Here is a 22305-nt window from a genome sequence, read left to right as displayed (position 1 = left end):
AGGGCAGCCATGACCCAGACCCAGTCCCCAACAACAACCCCCGCCACCGGCAGCCGGTCGGCGCTGGACCGGTTCTTCCGGCTCAGCGAGCGAAAAACCACGGTGTCCCGCGAAATTCGCGGCGGCATCACGACTTTCGTGGCCATGGGGTACGTCATTCTCCTCGTCCCGTTGATACTCGGCGGCGTCGCCGACGTCGACGGCAACAAACTGAGCATCGCGCAGCTCACCACCGCCACCGCCTTCTCCGCCGGATTGTCCACCGTCCTCATGGGATTGGTCGGCAATGTGCCGCTGGCGCTGGCCGCCGGACTCGGCGTGGTTCCCGTGGTCGCCTATCAGGCGGCGCCGTACATGACCTGGCCGCAAGCCTTCGGTCTGGTCGTCCTGATGGGCATCATCATCGTGATCATGGCCGCCACCGGCCTGCGCACCATGATCATCAATGCCATTCCGGTCGCACTGAAGAATGCCATCGGCGTCGGAATCGGCATGTTCATCGCCATGATCGGCCTGGTGTCGTCCGGTGTGGTCGGGCACGGCGCACCCAGCGGCCCGCCCGTCACCCTGGGTGCGGACGGTCACCTGCAGGGCTGGCCGGTCTTCATCTTCGCCGTCGGCCTGCTGCTCATGCTCGGGCTGTTCATCCGAAAGATGCCCGGCGCCATCCTGATCAGCATCGCCGTGGTGACCGTGCTGGCCATCATCGTGAACAAGCTCGCCACCATCGAACCCACCGCGTGGGGGACCGTGGTGCCCAAGGCGCCCGAATCCTTCTTCGCCGCACCGGATTTCGGTCTGATGCTCGATATCGACCTGTTCGGCGGGTTCGCCAGGGCGGGTGCGCTGGTGGCCGGAGTGGTGCTGTTCACCCTGGTGCTGACGGGCTTCTTCGACGCCATGGGAACGGTTTTCGGCGTCTGCGACGAAGCCGGGCTGGTCGACGAGAAGGGCACCGTGCCGGGTATCGGCAAGATCCTGACCGCCGACGGTGTCGCCCAGATCATCGGCGGCGCCAGCGGCGGCGCGGGCAGCACGGTGTATGTGGAATCCGCTACGGGCGTCGGTGAGGGGGCCCGTACCGGACTCACGAGTGTGGTGACCGGTGGATTGTTCTGCGCGGCGATCTTCTTCACGCCGCTGGCGGCCGTGGTGCCGATCCAAGCCGCCGCGCCCGCCCTGGTGCTGGTCGGCGCGCTCATGATGACGCAGGCCCGCAAGATCGACTGGTCGGATCTGGAGGTCGCGGTGCCGGCCTTCGTGACCATCGTGCTCATGCCGTTCACCTATTCGATCACCAATGGTGTCGGCGCGGGTCTCATCGCCTACGTGGTGATCAAGGCGGCGCGGGGCAAGTTCCGCGAAATCCATTGGCTGGTCTGGGTGGTGAGCGTCGTGTTCGCGGCCTACTTCGGAATCTCCGCCATCGAACAGGTCCTGGGAGGCTGATATGCGCGACATCGCGGCACAACTTCTGAAATGGCATGCGGCACACCAGCCCTACGCCATCGCCTCGATCATCTCGATCGGCGGCAGCGCACCCCGCCCCGTCGGCGCGGCCCTGGCGGTGAACGCCGGCGGTGAGGTCGTCGGCAGCATCTCCGGCGGCTGCGTGGAGGGCGCGGTGTACGAGTTGTGCCGCGATGCGCTGGAAACCGGCGAAACCCTCCGGGAAACGTTCGGCTACAGCGACTCCGACGCCTTCGCGGTCGGCCTCACCTGCGGCGGCACCATCGAGGTGCTGGTGCAGCCGGTCACCGACGCGAATCGCGCCGCGCTGGAAGCGATGCTGCGGGCCGAGGGCTCCGCCGCCCTGGTTCGGGACGTGCACAGCGGCGAGGCCGTGGCGCTGGGCGACTGGTGGTCGGTCGGCACGGCGTTCACCGAAACCGTTGTCGCCGAGGCGCGAGCCATGCTCGACGCCGGAGCGACCGGCCTGCGCACCCTCGGCTGCGGCGAAGACGAAGTGACGGTCTTCGTGGAATCCCACGTCCCTCCGCCGCGCATGATCGTCTTCGGCGCCATCGATTTCGCCGGCGCGGTAGCCCGCATCGGCAAATTCCTGGGCTATCACGTCACCGTCTGTGATGCCCGGACGGTCTTCGCCACCCGCGCCCGCTTCCCCGAAGCCGACGACGTGGTGGTCGAATGGCCCGACCGCTACCTGGCCCGCACCCGCGTGGACGCCCGCACCGTGCTGTGCGTCCTCACCCACGATGCCAAATTCGATGTGCCCCTTCTCGAAGTGGCCCTTCGCCTGCCGGTGGCGTTCGTGGGAGCCATGGGTTCGCGCCGCACCCACGAGGACCGCACCCGGCGGCTTCGCGAAGCCGGGGTGAGCGCGGCCGAACTGGCGCGGCTGCGCTCACCCATCGGGCTCGATCTCGGCGGCCGTACACCCGAGGAGACAGCCGTCTCCATCGCCGCCGAGATCGTGGCCCTGCGCCGCGGCGGTTCCGGCCTCCCGCTCACCCTGAGCGGCGGCCCGATCCACCGCGACAGCAGCCCCCTGCCCGACCTCGAGGTACCGGACCACCTGGAAGTGACTGTGTAACAGCACCATCCAGGATGAGGGAAGCTCCCGGCGGAGCGTGCGGGCAGTGCGCGCACCGCCGGGAGCCTCTCGTTGTCCGGAACAACGCACTCGGCTGAGAGTTGCCACGGACGGCGAGCGGGCCTTGGCTGCGGAGGCGTTCAATCGCGCTGGGCGAGTTTGACTTTCGTCTGCCGCGCGAGCCAGGGATTGCCGTCCGCGACCATCGCCCCGGACTCGACCAAGGTCTGCACCCTCCAGATCAGCGGTACGTCGGCGACGCTCATGGCGGCCATGACGGGCGCGACGATTCGCACTATGACGGTCCAGTCCGCACCGGCCGCCTCGAGCAGCGCACGGTCGTAGTGATCCGCGGGCGCCGAGACGAGGGCGCCGTCTCGCACGATACGGAAGGTCAGGTTCTCCTGTTCCAGCCGCTTCCACGTGCGATGCACCGCGGACCGTTCGGTCGCGGTGACAGGCCGCGCAGCGTCCAACTGTCGAGCGAGTTCCCCCGGTTCGCGGGCGCCGATCGCGCCGGGAAGCGCGACGACATCGAGAGGCCGATCGCCCAGTCGATCGCACAGCGCGTGGAAGAACGCCGACTCGTCGGCGTTGTCGCGGCCGTACCAGGCGACCAGGCGGTCGGCGCTGTCGACGCGGTCCCAGAATGCCGCAAGCTGCCGCGAGTAGGTCTCGGGCGGCTCCGGATCCGCGTCGAAGTAGGCGGTCGTCATCTCGTCCCACCATTGCCACCACTCGGCACGAACGGTGGGACCGTTCGGAGCCAGCGGGCCGATGCCGAGTGCGTCGGGGAACCATACGACCGAATCAGCCGCGCGACCAGGGCTGCCGTCGAGCGCCCGGTACAGCGATTTGGCTGCCGTCGGCCCGCCCACCAGGTGCAATGATCCCATCCGGCAAGTGTGCCCAAAGATAGCCGGGCGTGCATCAGGGATAACCCTGCTCTTTCCCGGACGCTCGCACCGCCCCGGGCGATCACTAGAGTGAGGCGGATGGGAGACGACCCGGCGCTGGTTCAGTCGTTGCGGGACATGGCATGGCTGGCGACCCCGATGGCCTTGCGGGTCGCGGCGACGCTGCGGCTGGCCGATCACATTCCCGAGTTCGGAGCCACCGCAACGGAACTGGCCACAAGCACTGCCACCTCCGCGCCCGCCCTGACCCGGGTGCTCGCTCATCTGGTGACTCTGGGCGTCCTCACCGCTCGGGATGACACCTACCACCTCACCGAGCTGGGCCGGCAGCTGCGCTCCGACGCGGACAACGAACTGCTGCTCGAACTCGACATCAACTCCGCGGTCGGACGCGCCGAGCTGGCCTATGTGGAACTCGAGCACGCGGTGCGCACCGGCGAAGCGGCCTACCCGCGCCGCTACGGGCGGGACTTCTGGTCCGACCTCGCCGAGGCCCCCGCACTGCGGGAATCGTTCGACGCCAAGATGACTCGCCGAATCCGAGCCATCGCGCCGCAGATCGCGCGACGCTACGACTGGAGCCGGTTCACGACCGTCGTCGACGTCGGCGGCGGGCAAGGCACGGTATTGAGCGCGATCCTGCGGCAGCATCCCTCCGTGCGCGGGCAGCTGGTCGATCTGCCCGCCACGGCGACCCGAGCCGTCGAGGAGTTCGCCGCGTCCGGTCTCGCCGACCGCGCCACGGTCGTCGCGGGCAGCTTCTTCGATCCGCTGCCCGCCGGGGCCGATGCCTACCTGCTCAGCGACATACTCCACGACTGGGACGACGCCCACGCCCGCCGAATCCTCTCCCGCTGCGCCGAAGCGGCGGGCAGGACCGGAACCATTCTGATCGTCGAGGCCATCCACGGCCGCGGCTCGCACACCGCCATCGACCTGACCATGCTCGTGTTCTTCGGTGGCCGCGAACGCACCCTCGACGAGTTCGCCACCCTGGTCGGCGCCTGCGGTCTATACCTGAAATCCGTATCCGAGATCGCTGAGAACCGCACCCTGCTCGAAGTCAGCGGGGAACCGAACACGCCATGACGGCGCTACGGATCGGCTCGGCCGCAGCTCACCACAGCTGCAGGAAGCTGCGGACGTCGTCGTAACCGTCGAGTGCCCGGCCGTCGACATCCGACGGGTCGGCTTCGGCGCGCGCCCACAAGGATTCGGCCAGCGCCAGGGCATCGGCACTGAGTCTCCCGAAGCGGCGAGCGGTGTGGCCCAGGCACAATCCGGCAAGTCCGAGCAGTGGGCTGCCGGAGGCGGCGCGTGAACCGACCTGGATGCACCAGTACTCGATGAACTCGGGGTTCTCGCAGTTCAATGCGGTTCCGACCAGAGCGGTCGCGGCGCCTTCCTCGGCTGTGCGGTCACGCAGCGCCCGCTCCAATGTCTCGATCACCGTCGCATGCGCCGTCGAGGGAGGGTTTTCGAAACACGGATCGACCGGCACGGCCTCAGCCGCCGTAGAGGCGAGTGAAGTCCTGGGCCGGGTCGACAGCGGGAACCGCGTGGCCCGACGAACTTCCATCGATACTGGTTTCTTCGACGTAACGGGTGGGTTCGGCGGGCAACCGACGCCAGCGTGCCCGCGGATCGTCGACCTGCTCGTCGTGATCGTTCGTCGACATGATGTCCCCTCCGAGATCGTGTCATCCCATAATACCCGGGGCCACTCGCCGCCGAGCCGAGCGACAAGTCCCCACCCATCCACCGCGACGGGGCGAAACATGGCCGCTACCAATCCATTACGCCAGTGCTATGTTTGGCGGCAGCAGGGGATGTTCCGGGTAGCTGGGGGTGTCGGGTTGATGGCGTGGCCGCGGATGGTGTGGTTGGTGCTGGCGGTGGGGACTGCGGTGTGGGGCGCGGCTTTCGTTGCCGCCGAGCCGATGTATCAGGTCTCCTCGTGCGAGATCGTGCATGTGGACGCCGCGTGCAACGGGTCGGTCCTGGCCTATTACGGGGCTGGCCTGGGCGTCTTGCTGGCAGTGCCGGTGGGGCTGTGCCTGCTGCCCGCACTGCCGGGGTTGAGCCGGTGTTCGTGGGTGGTCGCCGGGGCGATTCTGCTGTTGTCGGTGCTGGCGCTTCCCATGACGGGCTCGATGTTCGGGGTGCTGAGCTATTACCTGCCAGTGGGCGTCGCCGCGCTGGTGGCGGCGGGATTGCAGCGTAGGTCGGCGGAATAGGCTCGGCGTATGGACAAGCCGCCGCTGTACCGCAGGGAAAACACCACCGCGCGGGGCTCGCGTCCGCGCGGTGGGGAGTACCGGCATCGGCGCAACAGCAAGCGGGTCGCCACATCGGATGTGGCGCAAGAGGGGATGGGGCGGACGGCCGGCCGAGGGCGTGATTACACTCCGCTTTTCCGATTTCTGCTGTCGAGGATCGGCTCGGACTGGGACGCGACAGTGACGGAGGCCAGGGCCCGGCTCGATCGCACCGATCCGATCTTCTGGCTGGTGGCGGTGCGGGAATCCGACCGCCGGGATTATGTGCGGGTCGGTGAGTCGACCTATTACAGCGGGTTGTACGTCGACTCCGAGGGAACGCTGCAAGTCGTGAATCCGGACATCGACGCGTCGACTCTGGACCCCAGATGCGCGTGCTGCACTCACACGTTCAACGGCGCTCGATTCACCAGGCCCTATCCGTCCTAGAGTTCCCCTACCGGCGAACGCGACCGCCGATCACCCGACGTCACACTGTCAGCGTAGGTCGTTAGACAGGGCTCGGCTGACCTGGGTGAGGAGGGGGACGGCTCGGGTCAGGAGGTCTTCGGTCATGCGGCCTACTGGTCCGGATATCGAAATGGCCAGGCGGGCGGGGGCTTCGGGGAGGGCTACGGCTATGCAGCGTACGCCGAGTTCCTGTTCGCCTTCGTCGGTGGCGTAGCCGGTTTCGGCGGTGTGGGCCAGTTGGTGGGCGAATTGCTTCGGGTCGGTGAGGGTGTGGGGGGTGTAGGCGGGCATTCCGGTGCGCTGCAACAGGTCTCGGACCTTGTCGGGGGGCATGCCGGCGAGGATGGCTTTGCCTACCGCGGTGCAGTGCGGGAGGACGCGGCGGCCTACCTCGGTGAACATGCGCATGGAGTGGCGGGAGGGGACCTGGGCCACGTAGACGATGCGGTCGCCGTCGAGCATGGCCATATTGGCGGATTCGCCCAGTTCGTCGACGAGGCGGGTGAGATGGGGGAGAGCCTGCGTGCTGAGCATGCGGGCGGAGCTCTCGCCGAGCTTGATCAGTTTGGGGCCGAGCATGTATTGGCGGGAGGGGGTTTGGTGGAGGTAGCCCAGGTCTACGAGGGTGCGGACCAGGCGGTGGATGGTGGGGAGGGGGAGGCCGGATTCGGTGGCCAGTTGCGAGACGCCCATGGTGCCGCCGTGGTCCGCCATGGTTTCGAGCAGGGTGAAGGCGCGCTCGAGGGACTGGACGCTGCCCGATCGTTCCCGGGGTGGATTCGCTGCAGTCACTGACCCGCCTTGTCGAAGTTTCCGGATTGCGGAAGTTTACCGGGCTGTCGCCGGTGCTGTCGGAGGTAGCCTGTTGGCCATGCTGCTGCGTGCGGAATTCACCACCGAACCCTTCCACGGCGAGGGCGATCCACCGCCGCATGCCACCGAGACGCTGGCCTTGCTCGAGAAGTCCGGTCTCACATGTGAATTCGGGCCGCTGGGCACCGAGGTGTCGGGGCCGGAGGCCGAGGTGCTGCCGGCGCTGCAGCAGGTGCTGGCGATCGCACTGGCGCATGGGGCGACGCGCGTGACGTTGCAGGTCGAGCGTGTCGATGAGTGAGCGCACGCCCCTGGATGTCACGCATCCGGTGCTGGTGACGGTGACACCGCTGCTGGAACGCATCGGAGGGCGGCTCGTCGCCGCGGAAGAGTGTTTGCCCGAAGATGTCCCGCTGGTGTGGGAGGGGGCGACGCTGGCCGCGGTGCGGTTGCCGGGGACCGACGCCGAATCCGAGAGCGGCATCGGCCGGCTGCTGGCCGATGTCGCGGCCGAATTCGGTTGTGCGCTGGCTGATTTGCCGCGTGCGGAGAAGCAGCGTGCGGTCCGGCTGCTGGAGGAGCGGGGGGCGTTCAGTTATCGCAAGTCCGCCGAGACGGTGGCCGAGGCGCTGGGGGTCACGCGGTTCACGGTCTACAACTACCTCAATAGAACTCGCTCCTGAACGCGTGCGGCCAACTCGCTCCTGACGGTGTGAAATCTGCGCCCGGTGCGATCGCCGCGCTGCGAGACCTCGAATCCCGTTGCTGAGCAGCGGGATTCGTTGTTTCCCGGGTAAGGGACCGCCTGCGCGGCGCACACTGCGTCCACGGAATTTCAACAAACTGTTGACGCCGGTTCGTGACCTGTGACACGATTTCGTCATTCGGAATATGGCTTCCGCAATGCGAGAAAGTGCAGGCTATGGTCACTGTCGAAGAGTTCAATCGGATGGACACCGGCTGGCTCCGCCCCGCCCTCCTGGACTGCTGTGACGCCCCGGAATGGGCTGACGCGCTACTGGACTCGCGGCCCTACCCGGATCTGCCGAGCCTGCTCGCCGCCGCCGACGAGGCGGTGCGAGCACTCACTCCCGCCGGTGTCGACCGCGCGCTCGCCGCGCATCCGCGCATCGGCGAACAGCCCCCGGGCGGCAGCCGCGGCGCGGCCTGGTCCCGCGAGGAACAGTCCGGCGTCGACTCCGGCGTGGAGACCATCGCCGCCCTGCATTCGGCGAATCGGTTGTACGAGAACAGATTCGGTCGCGTCTTCCTCATCTGCGCGACCGGCCTGTCGACCTCGGAGATCCTCGCCGCGCTGCTGCTGCGCCTGGCCAATGACGAAGCGACCGAAGCCGCGGTGGTGGCCGTCGAACTGCGCAAGATCGCCATGCTGCGGCTGCGGAAGGTGATCGTGGAATGAGCGCGATCACCACCCACGTGCTCGACACGGTGCTCGGCCGGCCCGCCGCGGGCGTACCGGTGCGGCTGGAACACCTGGGCGGCAACACCTCTCGCGTCCTCGCCGAATCCGTCACCGACGCCGACGGCCGGGTCCGCGACCTCGGCCCGGAGCGGCTCGAGCCCGGCCGCTACCGCCTCACCTTCGACGTCGAGTCCTACTTCGCCGCCACCGGGCAGCGCCACTACCTCTCGGCCGTGGACCTCACCTTCACGCCGACCGACGGCGGGCACCACCACGTCCCGCTGCTGCTGAGCCCTTTCGCCTGTTCCGCCTATCGAGGGAGTTGATCGCCATGGCCATCCAACTGGGACCGAATCAGTACGGAAAGGCCGAGAACCGCATTGTGCGGGTGTACCGGGACACCGACCGGCACCGCATACGCGATCTCAATGTCTCCAGCGCCCTGCGCGGACGCTTCGACGACGCCCACATCACCGGTGATCAGAGCGAGGTGCTGCCCACCGATACGCAGAAGAACACCGCCTTCGCCTTCGCCAAGGAGAAAGGCGTGGACGCCATCGAGGATTTCGCGCTCACCCTCGCCGATCACTTCATCGGGCGCACGCCCGGCGCGGACGGGGCCCGGGTGGAGATCGAGGAGTACAGCTGGGACCGGATACCGGTCGATGGTGCGGGACACGATCATTCGTTCCTGCGCGGCAGCTCCGAGGTGCGCACCACGGTCGTGAACATGGACGGCTACGGTCCGAACCGGGAGGCGCACGTCATCTCCGGACTCAAGGATCTGGTGCTGTTCAAGTCGACCGGGTCGGAGTTCCACGGCTTCTTCGAGGACAAGTACACGACCCTCACCCCGACCAAGGACCGCATTCTCGCCACCTCGCTGGTCGCGCGCTGGCGCTACGACCACACGGATGTGGAGTGGGACAAGTCCTTCACCGCTATCCGCTCGACGCTGCTGCGGCAGTTCGCGTCGGTGCACTCGCTGGCCCTGCAGCAGACGCTCTACAGCATGGGACGCGCTGTGCTGGAACAGTTCACGGAAGTCGCCGAGATCCGCTTCTCCGCGCCCAACAAGCATCACTTCCTGGTGGACCTGAGCCCCTTCCACGTGGAGAACGAGGGCGAGGTGTTCATCGCCGCCGACCGGCCCTACGGCCTGATCGAGGCCAGCCTGCATCGCGACGACGCCTCCGACCCCGGCTCGGCCTGGTACTCGGTTCCGGGATTCTGTTGAGCGTGAGGCGGTTCCATGAAGCTCTTCACCTACCGGCATCGACCCGGTCCGGAGGATGAGCGGTACCCGGTACCGCAGCTGGTGGCCTACGGGGCCCAGCACATTCTGACCATGTACGGCGGTGTCATCGCGCCACCGTTGATCGTCGGCGGCGCAGCGGGATTGAGCGCCGGTGACATGGCGCTGCTGGTCACCGCGGGACTGTTCGTCTCCGGGCTGGCGACGCTGCTGCAGACCCTGGGCATCGGCGGCTTCGGCTCCAGATTGCCCATCGTGCAGGGTGTTTCGTTCGCGAGCGTCTCCACCATGGTGACCATCTCGCAGAACGGCGGCCTGCAGGCCGTATACGGCGCGATCATCGTCGCCGGTGTGATCGGCCTGATCCTCTCGTCGTTCTTCGCGCACCTGGTGCGACTGTTCCCAGCGGTGGTCACCGGCACGATCATCACGGTGATCGGCTTGTCGCTGCTGCCGGTGGCGCTGCGCTGGGCCATGGGCAACGATCCGAAACACCCCGACTACGGGTCGATGGCCAATATCGGCTTCGCGGGCCTGACGCTGCTGGTGATCCTGGTGATCAGCCGGGTGTTCCAAGGCGCGGTCTCACGATTGTCGATCCTCATCGGCCTGGTGGCAGGGACCGTCGTGGCCGCACTCGCCGGTCGCACCGACTTCTCGGCGGTGGGTGACGCGAAATTGGTGGCGCTGCCGCCGATCCTGCCCGTGGGCGCACCGACTTTCGAGATCGGGGCCATTGTCGCCATGACGATCGTGATCCTCGTGATCATGACCGAGACCACCGCCGACATCCTCGCCATCGGCGAAATCGTCGGCAGCGAAGTCGATTCCACACGCGTGGCCGGCGGCCTGCGGGCGGATATGGCGGCGACGACGGTGGCTCCGCTGTTCGGAACCTTTCCGTGCAGTGCCTTCGCGCAGAACGTCGGCCTGGTCGCCCTCACGGGTATCAAGAGCCGCTTCGTGGTCGCCACCGGCGGCCTGGTGCTCCTGCTGCTGGGCCTCGTGCCCGTCATAGGCGCGGTGGTGGCCGCCATCCCGTACCCGGTGCTCGGCGGCGCGGCCGTGGTGCTGTTCGGATCCGTTGCGGCAAGCGGCATTCGGACGCTGGCCCGGGTCAACTACCACGACAACCTGAATATGGTCATCGTCGGCGTAGCGCTGGCTTTCGGGGTCGTTCCGATTGCCGCACCGCAATTCTGGGATGCCTTCCCCGAATGGATCCGGGTTGTCATGCATTCCGGCATCAGCGCCACCGCCCTCGTGGCGATCGTGCTGAACCTGCTGTTCAACGAGATCACCCTCGGCAATCGCACGGGCGCCTCGGTGTTCGCGGCCGCCGAGGACGCGGGCGACGGTTTCGGTGAGCGTCTCGATGACGACATCCGCGACTGACCCGGCTGGATGAACCTACGAAATCCCCACCCGATCCCCACCGACCTTTGGTGCTGATCATCGCTATCCCCGGCGGTGTGACCGCCGACATAATTTCGGCCGACAGGGGAGGAAGGAAACACGAATGCCTCTCATCTTTCTGAACGGTGGCGCCATGCGCGGCGGCCCGCTCAACCATCTACTCGCGGGAGCACCGTTCGCGGGCGAGGTGAAAACCGCGCCGCAGTATCGGTTCTATTCGGTCGGCGACCGATTCCCGGGCCTGCATCCCGTCTCCGACGGCGGCGCGCCCATCAGCGGTGAGCTGTTCGACGTGCCCATGGAGGTGCTGCGCTCGAGCCTGCTGCCGGCCGAACCGCCGGAACTGGAGCTCGGCGTGATCGAACTCGACGATCACCGCTCAGTGCTGTCCATGGTGCTGCGCCGGCCTCCCGTCTCGTATCCCCAGCTGATCGACATCACCGAATTCGGCAGCTGGACGACGTATCGCGAAGGAACACGATGAAATACACCACCGGGGGTTCCCCTCGGAAATTCGATGTCAATTGTTCGATTCTCTTCACCGATCTGCCGCTGCTGGAACGAGCGGGCGCGGCCAAGGCGGCCGGATTCGACGGCGTGGAATTCTGGTGGCCGTTCGGCGATAACCCGGTACCCGGCGACAAGGAGATCGACGCGTTCGTGCGATCGATCGAGGACGCGGGCGTCGAGCTGGTCGGCTTGAACTTCATCGACCTCATTCCCGCGGGCCGCGGCCTGGTATCGATTCCGGGCGAGGAGAACCGCTTCCGCGACAATATCGACGTCGCGGTGGGAATTGCCGAACGCACCGGCTGCCGGGCCTTGAACGCGCTGTACGGCAATCGGATCGACGGCGTCGAACCGGAGAAGCAGGACGCGCTGGCGCTGGAGAACCTGGGCCTGGCCGCCCGCGCTGCCCAGCGCATCGGCGCGACGGTGCTGCTCGAGGCGCTCAATTCCATTGAGTCCCCGCAGTATCCGATCGACTCGTCCGAGCACGCGATCCGGATCATCGAGCAGGTCGGCGAACCCAATGTGCGGTTCCTGTGCGACCTCTACCACCTGGCCCGCATGGGCGAGAACCTCACCTCGGTCATCGACACCTGGGCCGGCTACCTCGGCCATGTGCAGATCGCCGATTCACCCGGGCGCGGGCATCCCGGCAGCGGCGACCTCGACTTCGAGGAACTCTTCGCCGCCCTCGACGCCGCCGGCTATGAGGGCTGGATCGGACTGGAATACAAAGACCCCGAACTGGATTGGGAGTGGATCAAGTGAGCAAGATCGGTTTCATCGGCCTCGGCATCATGGGCGGCCCCATGGCGGGTCACCTCGTCAAGGCGGGCCACGAGGTCACCGGGTACGACCACTCCGAAGCGGCGATCGAGCGATTGAAGAGCGCCGGCGGCGCGGGCGCGGGCAGTGCGGCGGAAGCGGTGCGCGACAAGGACATTGTCATCACCATGCTGCCGCAGGACGAGCATGTGGAGTCCGTCTTCGCCGACGTGCTCGAGCACGCCGCGACCGGCACGCTGTACATCGACTTCTCCACCATCACGCCGAAGACCTCGGAATGGACTGCGCGCGAAGGCATCAAGAAGGGCCTGCGGGTCCTCGACGCTCCGGTGAGCGGTGGTGAGCCCGGCGCGATCAACGGCACCCTGTCCATCATGGTCGGCGGCGCGGAAGCCGACTTCGACGCCGCCGAACCGATTTTCGAGGCCGTCGGCAAGACCATCGCCCTGGTCGGCCCCAACGGCGCCGGACAGGTCGTGAAGGCCGCCAACCAGCTCGTCGTCGGCGGCACGTACGCCCTTGTCGCCGAGGCGATCCTGCTCATGGAGAACCTGGGCGCGGACGCCGCCAAGGGCCTCGACGTCCTGGCCGGTGGCCTGGCGGGCAGCAAGATCCTGGAACTCAAGCGAAAGACCATGCTGGAGCGCAGCTTCCAGCCCGGCTTCCGCATCGACCTGCATCACAAGGACATGGGCATCATCCTGGCCGCCGCCCGGCAGGCCGAGGTGTCCATCCCCATGGGCGCACTGACGGCGCAACTCATCGCCGCCGCCCGCGCCATGGGTCACGGCTCCCTGGACCACTCCGCACTTCTGCTGGTCGCGGAGGCGCTGTCCGGGAAGGGACGGGCATGACGACAGCGGGCAACCGGCCGGTGTACGGGCACACCGGCTGCGCTGTCGCCGTGCCCGAGGGATGGGTGGTGGAGCGCTGCACGGTGCAGCCGCGCGAAGGTTCGGGCCATTCGCACGGCGTCGCAACGCCGCTCCACCACCCCGTCCGCCCGAGCAGCACGCCGTTCGTGATGGAAGGAGCCTGACATGGCACGCATGCGCACCGTGGACGCCGCGGTCCTGATTCTCGAAAAAGAAGGCGCGACACAGGCTTTCGGCCTGCCCGGCGCCGCCATCAACCCGTTATACAGCGCCATGCGCGCACACGGCGGCATCCGGCATGTGCTCGCGCGGCACGTCGAGGCCGCCTCGCACATGGCCGAGGGGTACACCCGCGCCGAGGCCGGGAACATCGGGGTGTGCATCGGCACCTCCGGACCCGCGGGCACCGACATGATCACCGGGTTGTACTCGGCGAGCGCGGATTCCATTCCGATCCTGTGCATTACCGGGCAGGCCCCGGTGGCGAAGCTGCACAAGGAGGACTTCCAGGCTGTCGACATCGCCTCGATCGCCGCGCCGGTGAGTAAGTGGGCGGTGACCGTCATGGAACCCGCGCAGGTGCCGGGAACCTTCCAGAAGGCGTTCCATCTCATGCGCTCCGGGCGGCCCGGACCGGTGCTCATCGACCTGCCGATCGATGTGCAGCTCACCGAGATCGAGTTCGATATCGACACCTATGAGCCGCTCGAGGTGCACCGTCCGGCCGCCACCCGCGCGCAGGCGGACAAGGTGCTGGCCATGCTGGCGTCCGCCGAACGACCGCTCATCGTGGCGGGCGGCGGCATCGTGAACGCCGACGCCGCCGATCTGCTCGTCGAATTCGCCGAAGTGACAGGCATTCCCGTGGTGCCGACGCTCATGGGCTGGGGCACCATCCCCGACGATCACGCGCTGCATGCCGGCATGGTCGGCCTGCAGACCTCGCACCGGTACGGCAATGCCACCATGCTGGATTCGGATTTCGTACTGGGCATCGGTAACCGGTGGGCCAACCGGCACACCGGCGGCGTCGAAACCTACACCAAGGGCCGCACTTTCGTGCACGTCGACATCGAGCCGACGCAGATCGGGCGGGTGTTCGCACCCGACTACGGCATCGTCTCCGATGCGGGTGCGGCGCTGAGCGTGCTGCTCGAGGCCGCCTACGATCTCAAGCGCGACGGGTTCCTGCCCGAGCGTGCCGAGTGGGCGCAGCAGTGCCAGGACCGCAAGCGAACCCTGTTGCGCAAGACCCACTTCGACGCGGTGCCGATCAAACCGCAACGGGTGTACGAGGAGATGACGGCGGCCTTCGGCGCGGATGTCCGCTACGTCACCACCATCGGCCTCTCACAGATCCAGGCGGCGCAGCTGCTGCACGTGTACCAGCCGCGGCACTGGATCAATGCCGGACAGGCTGGGCCGCTCGGCTGGACCCTGCCGGCCGCGCTCGGCGTGGCCACCGCGGTGCCCGACGAGACCGTCGTCGCGCTGTCCGGTGACTACGACTTCCAGTTCCTCATCGAGGAATTGGCGGTCGGCGCGCAGTTCAACATCCCGTACATCCATGTGGTGGTGAACAACTCGTACCTGGGCCTGATCCGGCAGGCGCAGCGGCAGTTCGACATGGACTACTACGTGCAGCTGTCGTTCGACAACATCAACAGCCCCGAGGTCGGCGGCTACGGCGTCGATCACCTGCGCGTCGCGGAAGGGCTGGGCTGCAAGGCCATTCGCGTCACCGAGCCGGATCGGATCGGGGCCGCGCTGGAGCAGGCCAAGCAGCTCATGGCCGAATTCCGGGTGCCGGTGCTGGTCGAGGTGATCCTCGAGCGCGTCACCAATGTGTCGATGGGGCTCGAGATCGACAGCATCAACGAATTCGAGGAGCTCGCCGAGTCGGCCGAGGACGCACCCATGTCCATCGCCGCACTCGCCGAACTCGAATCCGCTGGGAGCGCACCGTGATTCACGGTCGCGCCCGGTCGGGCCGGGGCTGGCAGGAGGGCCACGTCATCGTGGCCCCCGACAAGTTCAAGGGCTCGCTCACCGCGCCCGAGGTGGCCGGCCACCTCGCCGCGGGCCTGCGCCGCTCCCGGCCCGACGTTCCCGTCGTGAGCATCCCCGTTGCCGACGGCGGGGACGGCACCGTGGATGCCATGGTGGCCGCGGGCTTCGCCGGAATGCAGACCGGCGTCACCGGGCCGGTCGGGAATCCCGTGGCCGCCTCGTTCGCGATGAGGGGCGAGACGGCCGTGGTGGAGCTCGCCGAAGCCTCCGGGCTGCGGCGACTGCCCGGCCGGCCCACCCCCATCACGGCGCGCACCGCGAGCAGCGTCGGCACCGGTGAGCTCATGCGCACCGCTGTGCTGCGGGGTGCGCAGCGCATCGTGCTGGGGCTCGGCGGAAGTGCGTGCACCGACGGCGGCGCGGGGATTCTGACCGCCCTCGGTGCGCGGCTGCTCGACGGCGACGGGGAACCGCTGCCGCCGGGCGGGGTGGCCCTGCAACGGCTCGAACGCATCGAGATCGACGGGCTCGTGCGCGTGCCCGTCATCGTCGCCTCCGATGTGGACAACCCGCTGCTGGGCACCCGCGGCGCGGCGCACGTCTACGGTCCGCAGAAGGGTGCGGGCCCGGACGACGTCGAAGAGCTGGAACGCGGGCTCGCCCGCTTGGCGGACGTGGTGCGGCGTGACCTCGGCGTGGATGCCGCTCATCGGCCCGGCGCGGGCGCGGCCGGGGGAGTGGGCTTCGCCGCTCTCGCCGTGCTCGGGGCGCGCATCGAACCCGGAATCGACCTGGTGCTGCGGGAACTCGACTTCGACCAGCGGCTCGCCGGAGCGCGATTGGTCATCACCGGCGAAGGCTCCCTCGACCGTCAAACCCTGCAGGGCAAGGCCCCCATGGGTGTGGCCCGCGCCGCCGCCCGCGCCGAGGTCCCGGTGATCGCGGTCTCCGGGCAGCGCACCGTCACCCGGGAGGCCCTGCGGCGCTTCCGCATCGAGGACGCCTACGCGCTCACCGATATCGAACCCGATCCGCAGGTCTGCATGACCCACGCCGGGCCGCTGCTGGAACAACTGGCCACGCGCATCGCCGCGACGCGACTCGGAGCACAGCCCGTACGAAACCACCAGTGAGAGAAGATATGTCGGACTTCACCACCCTCCCGGACCTGGCGCTGCGCAGCTATCGCGCCGCCGTGGTCGCCGCCAGCGACGAATCCTTCGAGGAACGCGAAAACCTCATCCAGCCGTGGGAACCGCGGTTCTCCGCCGAGACCTTCGGACCCAAGGGGCAGGAGTACGACGGCTGGGAAACCCGCCGCCGGCGCAGCCCCGGACACGACTGGGCCGTCATCCGGCTCGGCATGCCCGGCGTGATCCGCGGCGTGGTCGTCGACACCGCGTGGTTCAAGGGCAACTACCCGCCCTACGCGTCCGTGGACGCCTGCCGGGTCGACGGGTATCCGTCTGCGGCGGAACTGGATTCGGCCGAGTGGGTGGAGATCGTGCCGCGCAGTGCGCTCTCCGGTGACAACCGGCACGAGTTCCCCGTCTCCGACGAGCAGATCTTCACCCATGTGCGGTTGAACATCCTGCCCGATGGCGGTGTCGCTCGATTGCGCGTGCACGGTGAGGTGACCCCGGACCCGGCATTGCTCACCGGTCTCACCATCGATCTGGCGGCACTGGAGAACGGCGCGCGCACCGTGTCGTGCTCCAACTGGTTCTACTCCGCGCCGGACAATATTCTCGCGCCCGGCCTGGCCCGCAATCAGGCCGAAGGCTGGGAGACCGCCCGCCGACGCGACGACGGCAACGACTGGACCGTTGTTCGCCTTGCCGCCCAAGGCATTCCGGACCTGATCGAATTCGACACCACGAATCTGGTCTTCAACTCCCCGGGCGAGGTGCGCATCCTCGGCATCGACCACGCCGGTGACCAAGACCTGCCGCCCGCGGATGCCCCCGAGTGGTTCGAGTTGCTGCCGCGCAGGGACGTGCAGCCCGACACTCCGCATCGCATCCGCGTCGACCCGGACGTGCGGCGCCCCATCACCCACGTCCGGGTCGACATCTACCCCGACGGCGGCATCGCGCACCTGCGAATCCTGGGTTCGCTCACCACGTCCGGTGATGCGGCGCTGACCGCCCGCTGGAATGCCCAGTAGGGCACCGTGACTCCGATTTCGGTAGTCGGCCGGCTACGGCGTCGGCAGGCCAACTGACGAATTCGGTAGGTAGCGGCGACTGCCTGGTGGCCGGTCGCCGCTACCGCTTCCACGTTCCGTCACACGCCCATTGACGCGGTGGCCAGGGTGCGGCGCAATCGCCATGGCAGGGCCCGGAACAGGGCCGCCATGGCTTTCGCGGTTCCGGGGAGGTCGTCGCGGCCCGAGAGATACGCGCGCTGCCGATCCACGGGCAGTGCGAAGAAGGCATCGAAGAACACCGGCAGGTCCTGCGGCGGGAGGGCGAGCAGCGCGCGCAATCCCGCCAGCCGCAACCGGTATACGGCCCGCGCCGACGGCGGCCACAACGAATCACCCGCGACCATCGCATCCGCGAGCCGAAGTGCGGTGGCCACACTGTATCCGGTGGCCGGATGTGTGAATGCGCCTGCCGCACCGAATGTTCCAGCGCTCGGCCTACCGCCGTGGACCGGGAACCGCACCCGTTCGACCCGCTCGTCCCCGGTGAGATCGATTCCGCGTGCACGCAATCGATGCACAAGGCGCTTCCGCAGCACCCCGGTCTCCAGTGCGGGACGACCGGCGAGGCAGGTCTCCTCGAACAGCATGGTCTTCGCATCGAGCGGTATCGCGTAGAGGAACGAGCGTGGCTCGTCCGCTCCGGCGCCATTGTCGAGCCGCCAGTCCATGAACAAGGTTTCCGCGTCGTGCGCGCGTTCCACCACGACCCCGTACGCCGTCTGCTCGGCGAGCGCGGGCGAGCGGGCGATGCCCCGCGCATCGACGATCCGTCCGCCGGGCAGCACCTGCCCCGATGCCAAGCGCACCGACGGCAGATCCAGCGCGGGGCCCGACCGTGACGGCGGCACGATCTGCACGACGCGACCGCGCACGACACGCGCTCGGGTCACATCCAGCGAATCCTGCAGCCGCCCCGTGTCGAATACGACGTAGCGCCGGTCCAATTCGACCCGGTCCACGGCCCAGGCGACCGGCCGGTCCACGGTGGCGGCGAGTGTTCGCGCATCCACCCACTCCGGCAGTTCGTCCGCCCACGCGCCATAGGTGGCACTCCATCGCCGATCCGGTTGCGGATCGATCATGGTGACCGATAACCCTGTGGCGAGTGCGCGATGGGCCAGGGCCCGCCCGGCCGGGCCCATGCCGCACACGACGAGATCGGAGGTCGTCACCCCGTGATTGGATCATGAACGGCGACCGTCCTACGCTTTGGTAACGACTGACCGGGTCGGGAGGGTCCGGCGCGGCGCGAAAGGTTGACTACATGACGTATCCCCCCGGACCGCCACAGGGGCCCGGCTACGGCGGCGACCCCAATGCCTACGGGCAGCAGCCGCAGGACAATCCGACGTGGTGGGATCAGCCCGCGACGCCCCCGCCGGCCGAGTATCCGGCGCAGCCCGCCTGGCCCGGGCAGCAGCCGGCCGACCAGTCGGGTGGCTGGCAGCAGCCGGGCTGGACCGGACAGCAGGGATACGCGCAGCAGCCCGGATACCAGCAGCAACCGGGCTATCAGCAGCCCGGTTTCCAGCAGCCGGGGTTCCCGCAGCAGCCGCCGCAGAAGTCGAACACGGGGCTGATCGTCGGTATCGCGGCCGCCGTGGTCGTGGTGCTGGCGGTCGTGGTCGGCGCGTTCATCTTCGTCTCGGGGGGCGACGAGGAGGATCAGGCGGTCGCGAGCTCGACGACGACCACCACGACTACATCGTCGACCACCACCGCGCCCACCACCACGAAGTCCACGACCACGAGCAAGGCTCCCGTCGCGGGGGCGAAGTTCACCTACACCGAGTACGGGCAGTTCTGGAACTTCAAACTCGGTGACGTCGAGTTGCAGGCCGACTGGGTCAAGGGCAACGACTACAACGACTGCGCCAACTTCGAAGAGGCCGGCAAGATGACCGGCCTCGGCTGCCAGTACGGCTCCGAACTGGTGTGGAAGGCCGAGAACGGCGCCCTCATGCTCACCCAGTTCGTGCTGACCATGACCGACGCCGCGAAAGCCTCGGCGGCCGAAGGACAGTTCGACGACGGCGACCTGAAACTGCGCCCCGGCAGCTACATCTCCGACTTCGAGACCGGCAAGTGGAAGGACGGCAGCGAGAAGCAGTTCCTCGTGGTCACCGTCGCCACCGCCACGCCCGCGGTGCCGGTGGAAACCGTCGAGAAGTACCTGCGCTACCGCCACAGCGACACCCTCGGCGCACTGATCTTCCGTTAGCCTCGCGGGGTGAGCTCGCCGATCAGCCTCCAGGTGCGGAGCTGATCGGCCTCGCCCGTCAGATCGGTTGAGGCGAGCACGATTTCGGTGGCGCCGGCGTCGTAGTAGCGCCGGATCTCGGCGGCAACGGTCTCCTCGTCGCCGATCACGGCCAGGTCGGCGGCGCGCTGCACACCTTCGAGGTCGAGGACGCGACGATACGAGGGCACCTGCTCGTAGAACGCCAGCTGCTCGACGGCCTTGGCGCGGGCGCCCTGGACATCGGCGGTCACGACCGCCGGAACGAAGGCGACCACACGCGGGGCGGCTTCGGCATACTCGGTCACCGTCGAGACGATGTGGTTCTCGAGGGTTTTCGGCCCTGCCAGATACGGCAGCACACCGTCGGCGAGTTCGCCGCTCACGCGCAGGGCCTGCGGGCCCATGGCGGCCACGAGCACCGGAACCCGAGGTTCGGCCCCGGCCACCGCCGTCGCCATGGTCGGCGTCACGGTGAGGAATTCGCCATGGAAATCGGCGGTTCCGGTATCGAGGAGGGTCCGCAGCGCGGTGAGGAATTCGCGCAGCCGAGCGATCGGCCGGTCGAACGGCACCCCGAAAGCATCGGATACCAGGGTGGATCCGACCGCCAGCCCCAGGTGGTAGCGGCCGCCGGTCGCGGCCTGCGCGGTCTGCGCCTGCGACGAGATCAGCATCGGATGCCGTCCGAGCACCGGAATCGCGGACGTGCCGACCTGCAGCGCGGGTACCTCCCGCCCGACTATCGCCGCCAGCATGGGCGAGTCGTAGTCCATGCGCTGCCCGAACCACACCGCGCGCACCCCGAGTTCCGCGGCGGTGCGCGCCTGGCGCACCGAATCCTCGACGTAGTTGCGGGAATTCGTCTGGGCGAGAGCAACTCCTAGTGTCATGCCTGAGGCAACAGTGCGCTCATGCATCCTGTTCCGAGCCCTTTCCAGGACATGCCGATCGGTGAGATGGACAATCGACTCGGATGAAGGAGGGGTATGGAACCGATCGTTTCCGTCACCGGCGGCAAGATTCGTGGCGCGACATCCGGTGGGGTACAGCGCTTTCTGGGGGTGCCGTACGCGGCGGCGCCGGTGGGGCCCGCGCGTTTCCGGCTGCCGGAGCGGGCGCCCGAGTGGTCCGGAGTGCGCGACGCGCTCGCCCCCGGGGCCACCTGCGCGCAGTCGCCATACCCGCCGCCGATCCACGCGCTGCTGGGCAGCGACGGCATTCCCGGCGACGAATACCTCAATGTCAATGTCTGGACGCCGGATTCGGGCGGATCCGGGCTGCCGGTCATGGTCTGGATCCACGGCGGTGCATTCACCCGAGGGTCGAATGCGCGAGTCATCTACGACGGCACCGCATTCGCCCGCGACGGGGTAGTCCTGGTGTCGATCAACTATCGGCTCGGCATCTCCGGATTCGCGGCGGTCGCGGACGCGCCGCTGAATCGTGGCCTGCACGATCAACTGTTCGCGCTGCGGTGGGTGCAGGAGAATGTCGAAGCCTTCGGCGGAGACCCGGGCAATATCACCATCTTCGGGGAATCCGCCGGGGGTATGAGCGTCGCGACCCTGGTCGCCTCACCCCGGTCCGCCGAACTGTTCCAGCGGGCAATCATGCAGAGCGGCAACGGATCCGCGGTCGCCACGGTCGAAGATGCGCGCCGGGTTGCCGACGAACTGGCCCGGAAGCTCGGAATCGCCGCCACCGCAGCCGATTTCGGCAAGCTCGGCCCGGACGAGCTGCGCGCGGCACAGGATGCGATCGGCCTGGAGTTGATGCTCGACCCGAATCCCGCCCGCTGGGGGTCGTCCATCATCGCCAACGGCATCGGCGTCCTGAGTCTGTTCCCGGTCATCGACGACGACGTGGTGCCGGGCGTACCACTGAATGTGCTTGCCACGCATCCAGATCGCGCGGTCCCGCTCATTACCGGCTGTACCACCGAGGAATTCCGCTTCTTCACCGTCCCGACCGGGATCGCCGCCGGTGTCACCGCCGAGAATCTGCCCGCGCTGCTCGCCCGCTACGGCATCCCCCCGGAGGTCGCCGACGTCTACACCGCCAACCGCCCCGGCAGGACACCCGCCGATGTCTTCGCCGATCTCATCACCGACCGCGCCTTCCGGCTCGACACCCTGGACCTGGCCGAGATCAACGCCGCTGCGGGCGCACCCGCCTACGCCTACGAATTCGCCTGCCCCTCAGGCATCGACGGCCTCGGCGCCTGCCACGTCATGGAGGTCCCGTTCGTCTTCGACGCCCTGGCCTGCGCCCACCGCTTGACCGGCCCCAACCCGCCCCAGCTGCTCGCCGACGAAATCCATTCCGCCTGGGTGGCATTCGCCGAAACCGGCGACCCGGGCTGGCCGCGCTTCCACCCGGACACCGCGATTGTGCGCACCTTCGATACGCCCGAATCGCGGAACGTCAGCAATCCGCGCGGCGACGAACTGGCAGCCCTGCGCGCCGCGCTCCGGCCCGCCTAGTGCTTGTCGCGCTACACAAGTTTTGCCGGCCGGACTGATCCCGGGGCCAAGAAATGGTTGCCCGTGATCGGTCATCGTTCGAA

Annotated in this window: 26 protein-coding genes; 20 read left to right on the top strand and 6 right to left on the bottom strand. The window is 67.9% G+C overall.

Going from position 1 to position 22305, the window contains the following annotated elements:
• Positions 1-9: 9 nt before the first annotated feature.
• Positions 10-1449 (top strand): NCS2 family permease, encoded by a 1440-nt coding sequence (locus H0264_RS26785; RefSeq protein ID WP_181580120.1) that lies wholly within the window; start codon positions 10-12, stop codon positions 1447-1449.
• 1 nt (position 1450) lies between these two features.
• Positions 1451-2554 carry an XdhC family protein gene (locus tag H0264_RS26780; RefSeq protein WP_181580119.1) on the top strand — a complete coding sequence of 368 codons (1104 nt, stop codon included), beginning with the start codon at positions 1451-1453 and terminating at the stop codon, positions 2552-2554.
• A 140-nt stretch (positions 2555-2694) separates the two neighbouring features.
• On the opposite strand, the gene H0264_RS26775 is transcribed toward H0264_RS26780, so the two are convergent.
• Positions 2695-3450 (bottom strand): DUF3658 domain-containing protein, encoded by a 756-nt coding sequence (locus H0264_RS26775; RefSeq protein WP_181580118.1) that lies wholly within the window; start codon positions 3448-3450, stop codon positions 2695-2697.
• Positions 3451-3549: 99 nt separating this feature from the next.
• Here H0264_RS26775 and H0264_RS26770 point away from each other — a divergent pair, with 99 nt between their 5' ends.
• Positions 3550-4560: a methyltransferase gene (locus H0264_RS26770; RefSeq protein ID WP_181580117.1), complete on the top strand. Its 1011-nt coding sequence runs from the start codon at positions 3550-3552 to the stop codon at positions 4558-4560.
• 28 nt (positions 4561-4588) lie between these two features.
• Here the strand turns inward: H0264_RS26770 and H0264_RS26765 are convergent, their stop codons facing one another.
• Both H0264_RS26765 and H0264_RS26760 read right to left on the bottom strand, forming a co-directional pair.
• Positions 4589-4921, bottom strand: coding sequence for a hypothetical protein (locus H0264_RS26765; protein ID WP_181580116.1), 333 nt, complete (start codon positions 4919-4921; stop codon positions 4589-4591).
• A 55-nt stretch (positions 4922-4976) separates the two neighbouring features.
• The gene (locus H0264_RS26760) at positions 4977-5150 is read right to left on the bottom strand and encodes a hypothetical protein (protein ID WP_181580115.1); all 174 of its coding nucleotides are present in this window, start codon (positions 5148-5150) and stop codon (positions 4977-4979) included.
• Between the two features lie 180 nt (positions 5151-5330).
• On the opposite strand from H0264_RS26760, the gene H0264_RS26755 reads away from it, so the two are divergent.
• Entirely contained in the window at positions 5331-5708 is a 378-nt protein-coding gene (locus H0264_RS26755; RefSeq protein ID WP_181580114.1) for a hypothetical protein, read from the top strand.
• Positions 5709-5717: 9 nt separating this feature from the next.
• Positions 5718-6179, top strand: a complete 462-nt coding sequence (locus H0264_RS26750; RefSeq protein ID WP_181580113.1) for a hypothetical protein — start codon at positions 5718-5720, stop codon at positions 6177-6179.
• 48 nt (positions 6180-6227) lie between these two features.
• Here the strand turns inward: H0264_RS26750 and H0264_RS26745 are convergent, their stop codons facing one another.
• A complete protein-coding gene (locus H0264_RS26745) occupies positions 6228-6992 on the bottom strand; it encodes an IclR family transcriptional regulator (protein ID WP_181580112.1) in 765 nt (254 codons plus the stop codon).
• Between the two features lie 79 nt (positions 6993-7071).
• Between H0264_RS26745 and H0264_RS26740 the strand changes: the two genes are divergently transcribed.
• The 13 genes from H0264_RS26740 (at position 7072) to alc (ending at position 17455) form a co-directional block, all read left to right on the top strand.
• On the top strand, positions 7072-7314 hold the full coding sequence (locus tag H0264_RS26740) for a thiamine-binding protein (protein WP_181580111.1): 243 nt from the start codon (positions 7072-7074) through the stop codon (positions 7312-7314).
• The gene (locus tag H0264_RS26735) at positions 7307-7696 is read left to right on the top strand and encodes a helix-turn-helix domain-containing protein (protein WP_181580110.1); all 390 of its coding nucleotides are present in this window, start codon (positions 7307-7309) and stop codon (positions 7694-7696) included. Before H0264_RS26740 ends, H0264_RS26735 begins: the two co-directional genes overlap by 8 nt.
• A gap of 239 nt (positions 7697-7935) precedes the next feature.
• The gene (uraD, locus tag H0264_RS26730; RefSeq protein WP_181580109.1) at positions 7936-8433 is read left to right on the top strand and encodes a 2-oxo-4-hydroxy-4-carboxy-5-ureidoimidazoline decarboxylase; all 498 of its coding nucleotides are present in this window, start codon (positions 7936-7938) and stop codon (positions 8431-8433) included.
• The gene (gene uraH / locus H0264_RS26725; protein WP_181580108.1) at positions 8430-8762 is read left to right on the top strand and encodes a hydroxyisourate hydrolase; all 333 of its coding nucleotides are present in this window, start codon (positions 8430-8432) and stop codon (positions 8760-8762) included. Before uraD ends, uraH begins: the two co-directional genes overlap by 4 nt.
• A gap of 5 nt (positions 8763-8767) precedes the next feature.
• Entirely contained in the window at positions 8768-9673 is a 906-nt protein-coding gene (gene pucL / locus H0264_RS26720) for a factor-independent urate hydroxylase (RefSeq protein WP_181580107.1), read from the top strand.
• A 15-nt stretch (positions 9674-9688) separates the two neighbouring features.
• A complete protein-coding gene (locus H0264_RS26715) occupies positions 9689-11086 on the top strand; it encodes a nucleobase:cation symporter-2 family protein (protein ID WP_181580106.1) in 1398 nt (465 codons plus the stop codon).
• Positions 11087-11210: 124 nt separating this feature from the next.
• Positions 11211-11591: an allophanate hydrolase-related protein gene (locus H0264_RS26710; RefSeq protein ID WP_181580105.1), complete on the top strand. Its 381-nt coding sequence runs from the start codon at positions 11211-11213 to the stop codon at positions 11589-11591.
• Entirely contained in the window at positions 11588-12385 is a 798-nt protein-coding gene (locus H0264_RS26705) for a hydroxypyruvate isomerase family protein (protein ID WP_181580104.1), read from the top strand. The genes H0264_RS26710 and H0264_RS26705 overlap by 4 nt, the downstream gene beginning before the upstream one ends.
• Positions 12382-13257: an NAD(P)-dependent oxidoreductase gene (locus H0264_RS26700; protein ID WP_181580103.1), complete on the top strand. Its 876-nt coding sequence runs from the start codon at positions 12382-12384 to the stop codon at positions 13255-13257. The genes H0264_RS26705 and H0264_RS26700 overlap by 4 nt, the downstream gene beginning before the upstream one ends.
• Entirely contained in the window at positions 13254-13442 is a 189-nt protein-coding gene (locus H0264_RS26695) for a hypothetical protein (protein WP_181580102.1), read from the top strand. Before H0264_RS26700 ends, H0264_RS26695 begins: the two co-directional genes overlap by 4 nt.
• A gap of 1 nt (position 13443) precedes the next feature.
• Positions 13444-15246 carry a glyoxylate carboligase gene (gene gcl, locus H0264_RS26690; protein ID WP_181580101.1) on the top strand — a complete coding sequence of 601 codons (1803 nt, stop codon included), beginning with the start codon at positions 13444-13446 and terminating at the stop codon, positions 15244-15246.
• Positions 15243-16421 (top strand): glycerate kinase, encoded by a 1179-nt coding sequence (locus H0264_RS26685; RefSeq protein WP_244975954.1) that lies wholly within the window; start codon positions 15243-15245, stop codon positions 16419-16421. Before gcl ends, H0264_RS26685 begins: the two co-directional genes overlap by 4 nt.
• 8 nt (positions 16422-16429) lie before the next feature.
• Positions 16430-17455: an allantoicase gene (gene alc / locus H0264_RS26680; RefSeq protein ID WP_181580100.1), complete on the top strand. Its 1026-nt coding sequence runs from the start codon at positions 16430-16432 to the stop codon at positions 17453-17455.
• Between the two features lie 119 nt (positions 17456-17574).
• Here the strand turns inward: alc and H0264_RS26675 are convergent, their stop codons facing one another.
• On the bottom strand, positions 17575-18669 hold the full coding sequence (locus H0264_RS26675) for a lycopene cyclase family protein (protein ID WP_181580099.1): 1095 nt from the start codon (positions 18667-18669) through the stop codon (positions 17575-17577).
• Between the two features lie 92 nt (positions 18670-18761).
• Here H0264_RS26675 and H0264_RS26670 point away from each other — a divergent pair, with 92 nt between their 5' ends.
• The gene (locus H0264_RS26670) at positions 18762-19718 is read left to right on the top strand and encodes a hypothetical protein (RefSeq protein ID WP_181580098.1); all 957 of its coding nucleotides are present in this window, start codon (positions 18762-18764) and stop codon (positions 19716-19718) included.
• On the opposite strand, the gene H0264_RS26665 is transcribed toward H0264_RS26670, so the two are convergent.
• Entirely contained in the window at positions 19715-20629 is a 915-nt protein-coding gene (locus H0264_RS26665; protein ID WP_181580097.1) for a TIGR03564 family F420-dependent LLM class oxidoreductase, read from the bottom strand. The genes H0264_RS26670 and H0264_RS26665 overlap by 4 nt on opposite strands.
• 96 nt (positions 20630-20725) lie before the next feature.
• Here H0264_RS26665 and H0264_RS26660 point away from each other — a divergent pair, with 96 nt between their 5' ends.
• The gene (locus tag H0264_RS26660) at positions 20726-22222 is read left to right on the top strand and encodes a carboxylesterase/lipase family protein (RefSeq protein WP_181580096.1); all 1497 of its coding nucleotides are present in this window, start codon (positions 20726-20728) and stop codon (positions 22220-22222) included.
• Positions 22223-22305: the final 83 nt, after the last annotated feature.

It is taken from the genome of Nocardia huaxiensis (assembly GCF_013744875.1).
GTDB classification, from domain to species: domain Bacteria; phylum Actinomycetota; class Actinomycetes; order Mycobacteriales; family Mycobacteriaceae; genus Nocardia; species Nocardia huaxiensis.
This window is presented reverse-complemented; position numbering and strand designations above follow the sequence as displayed.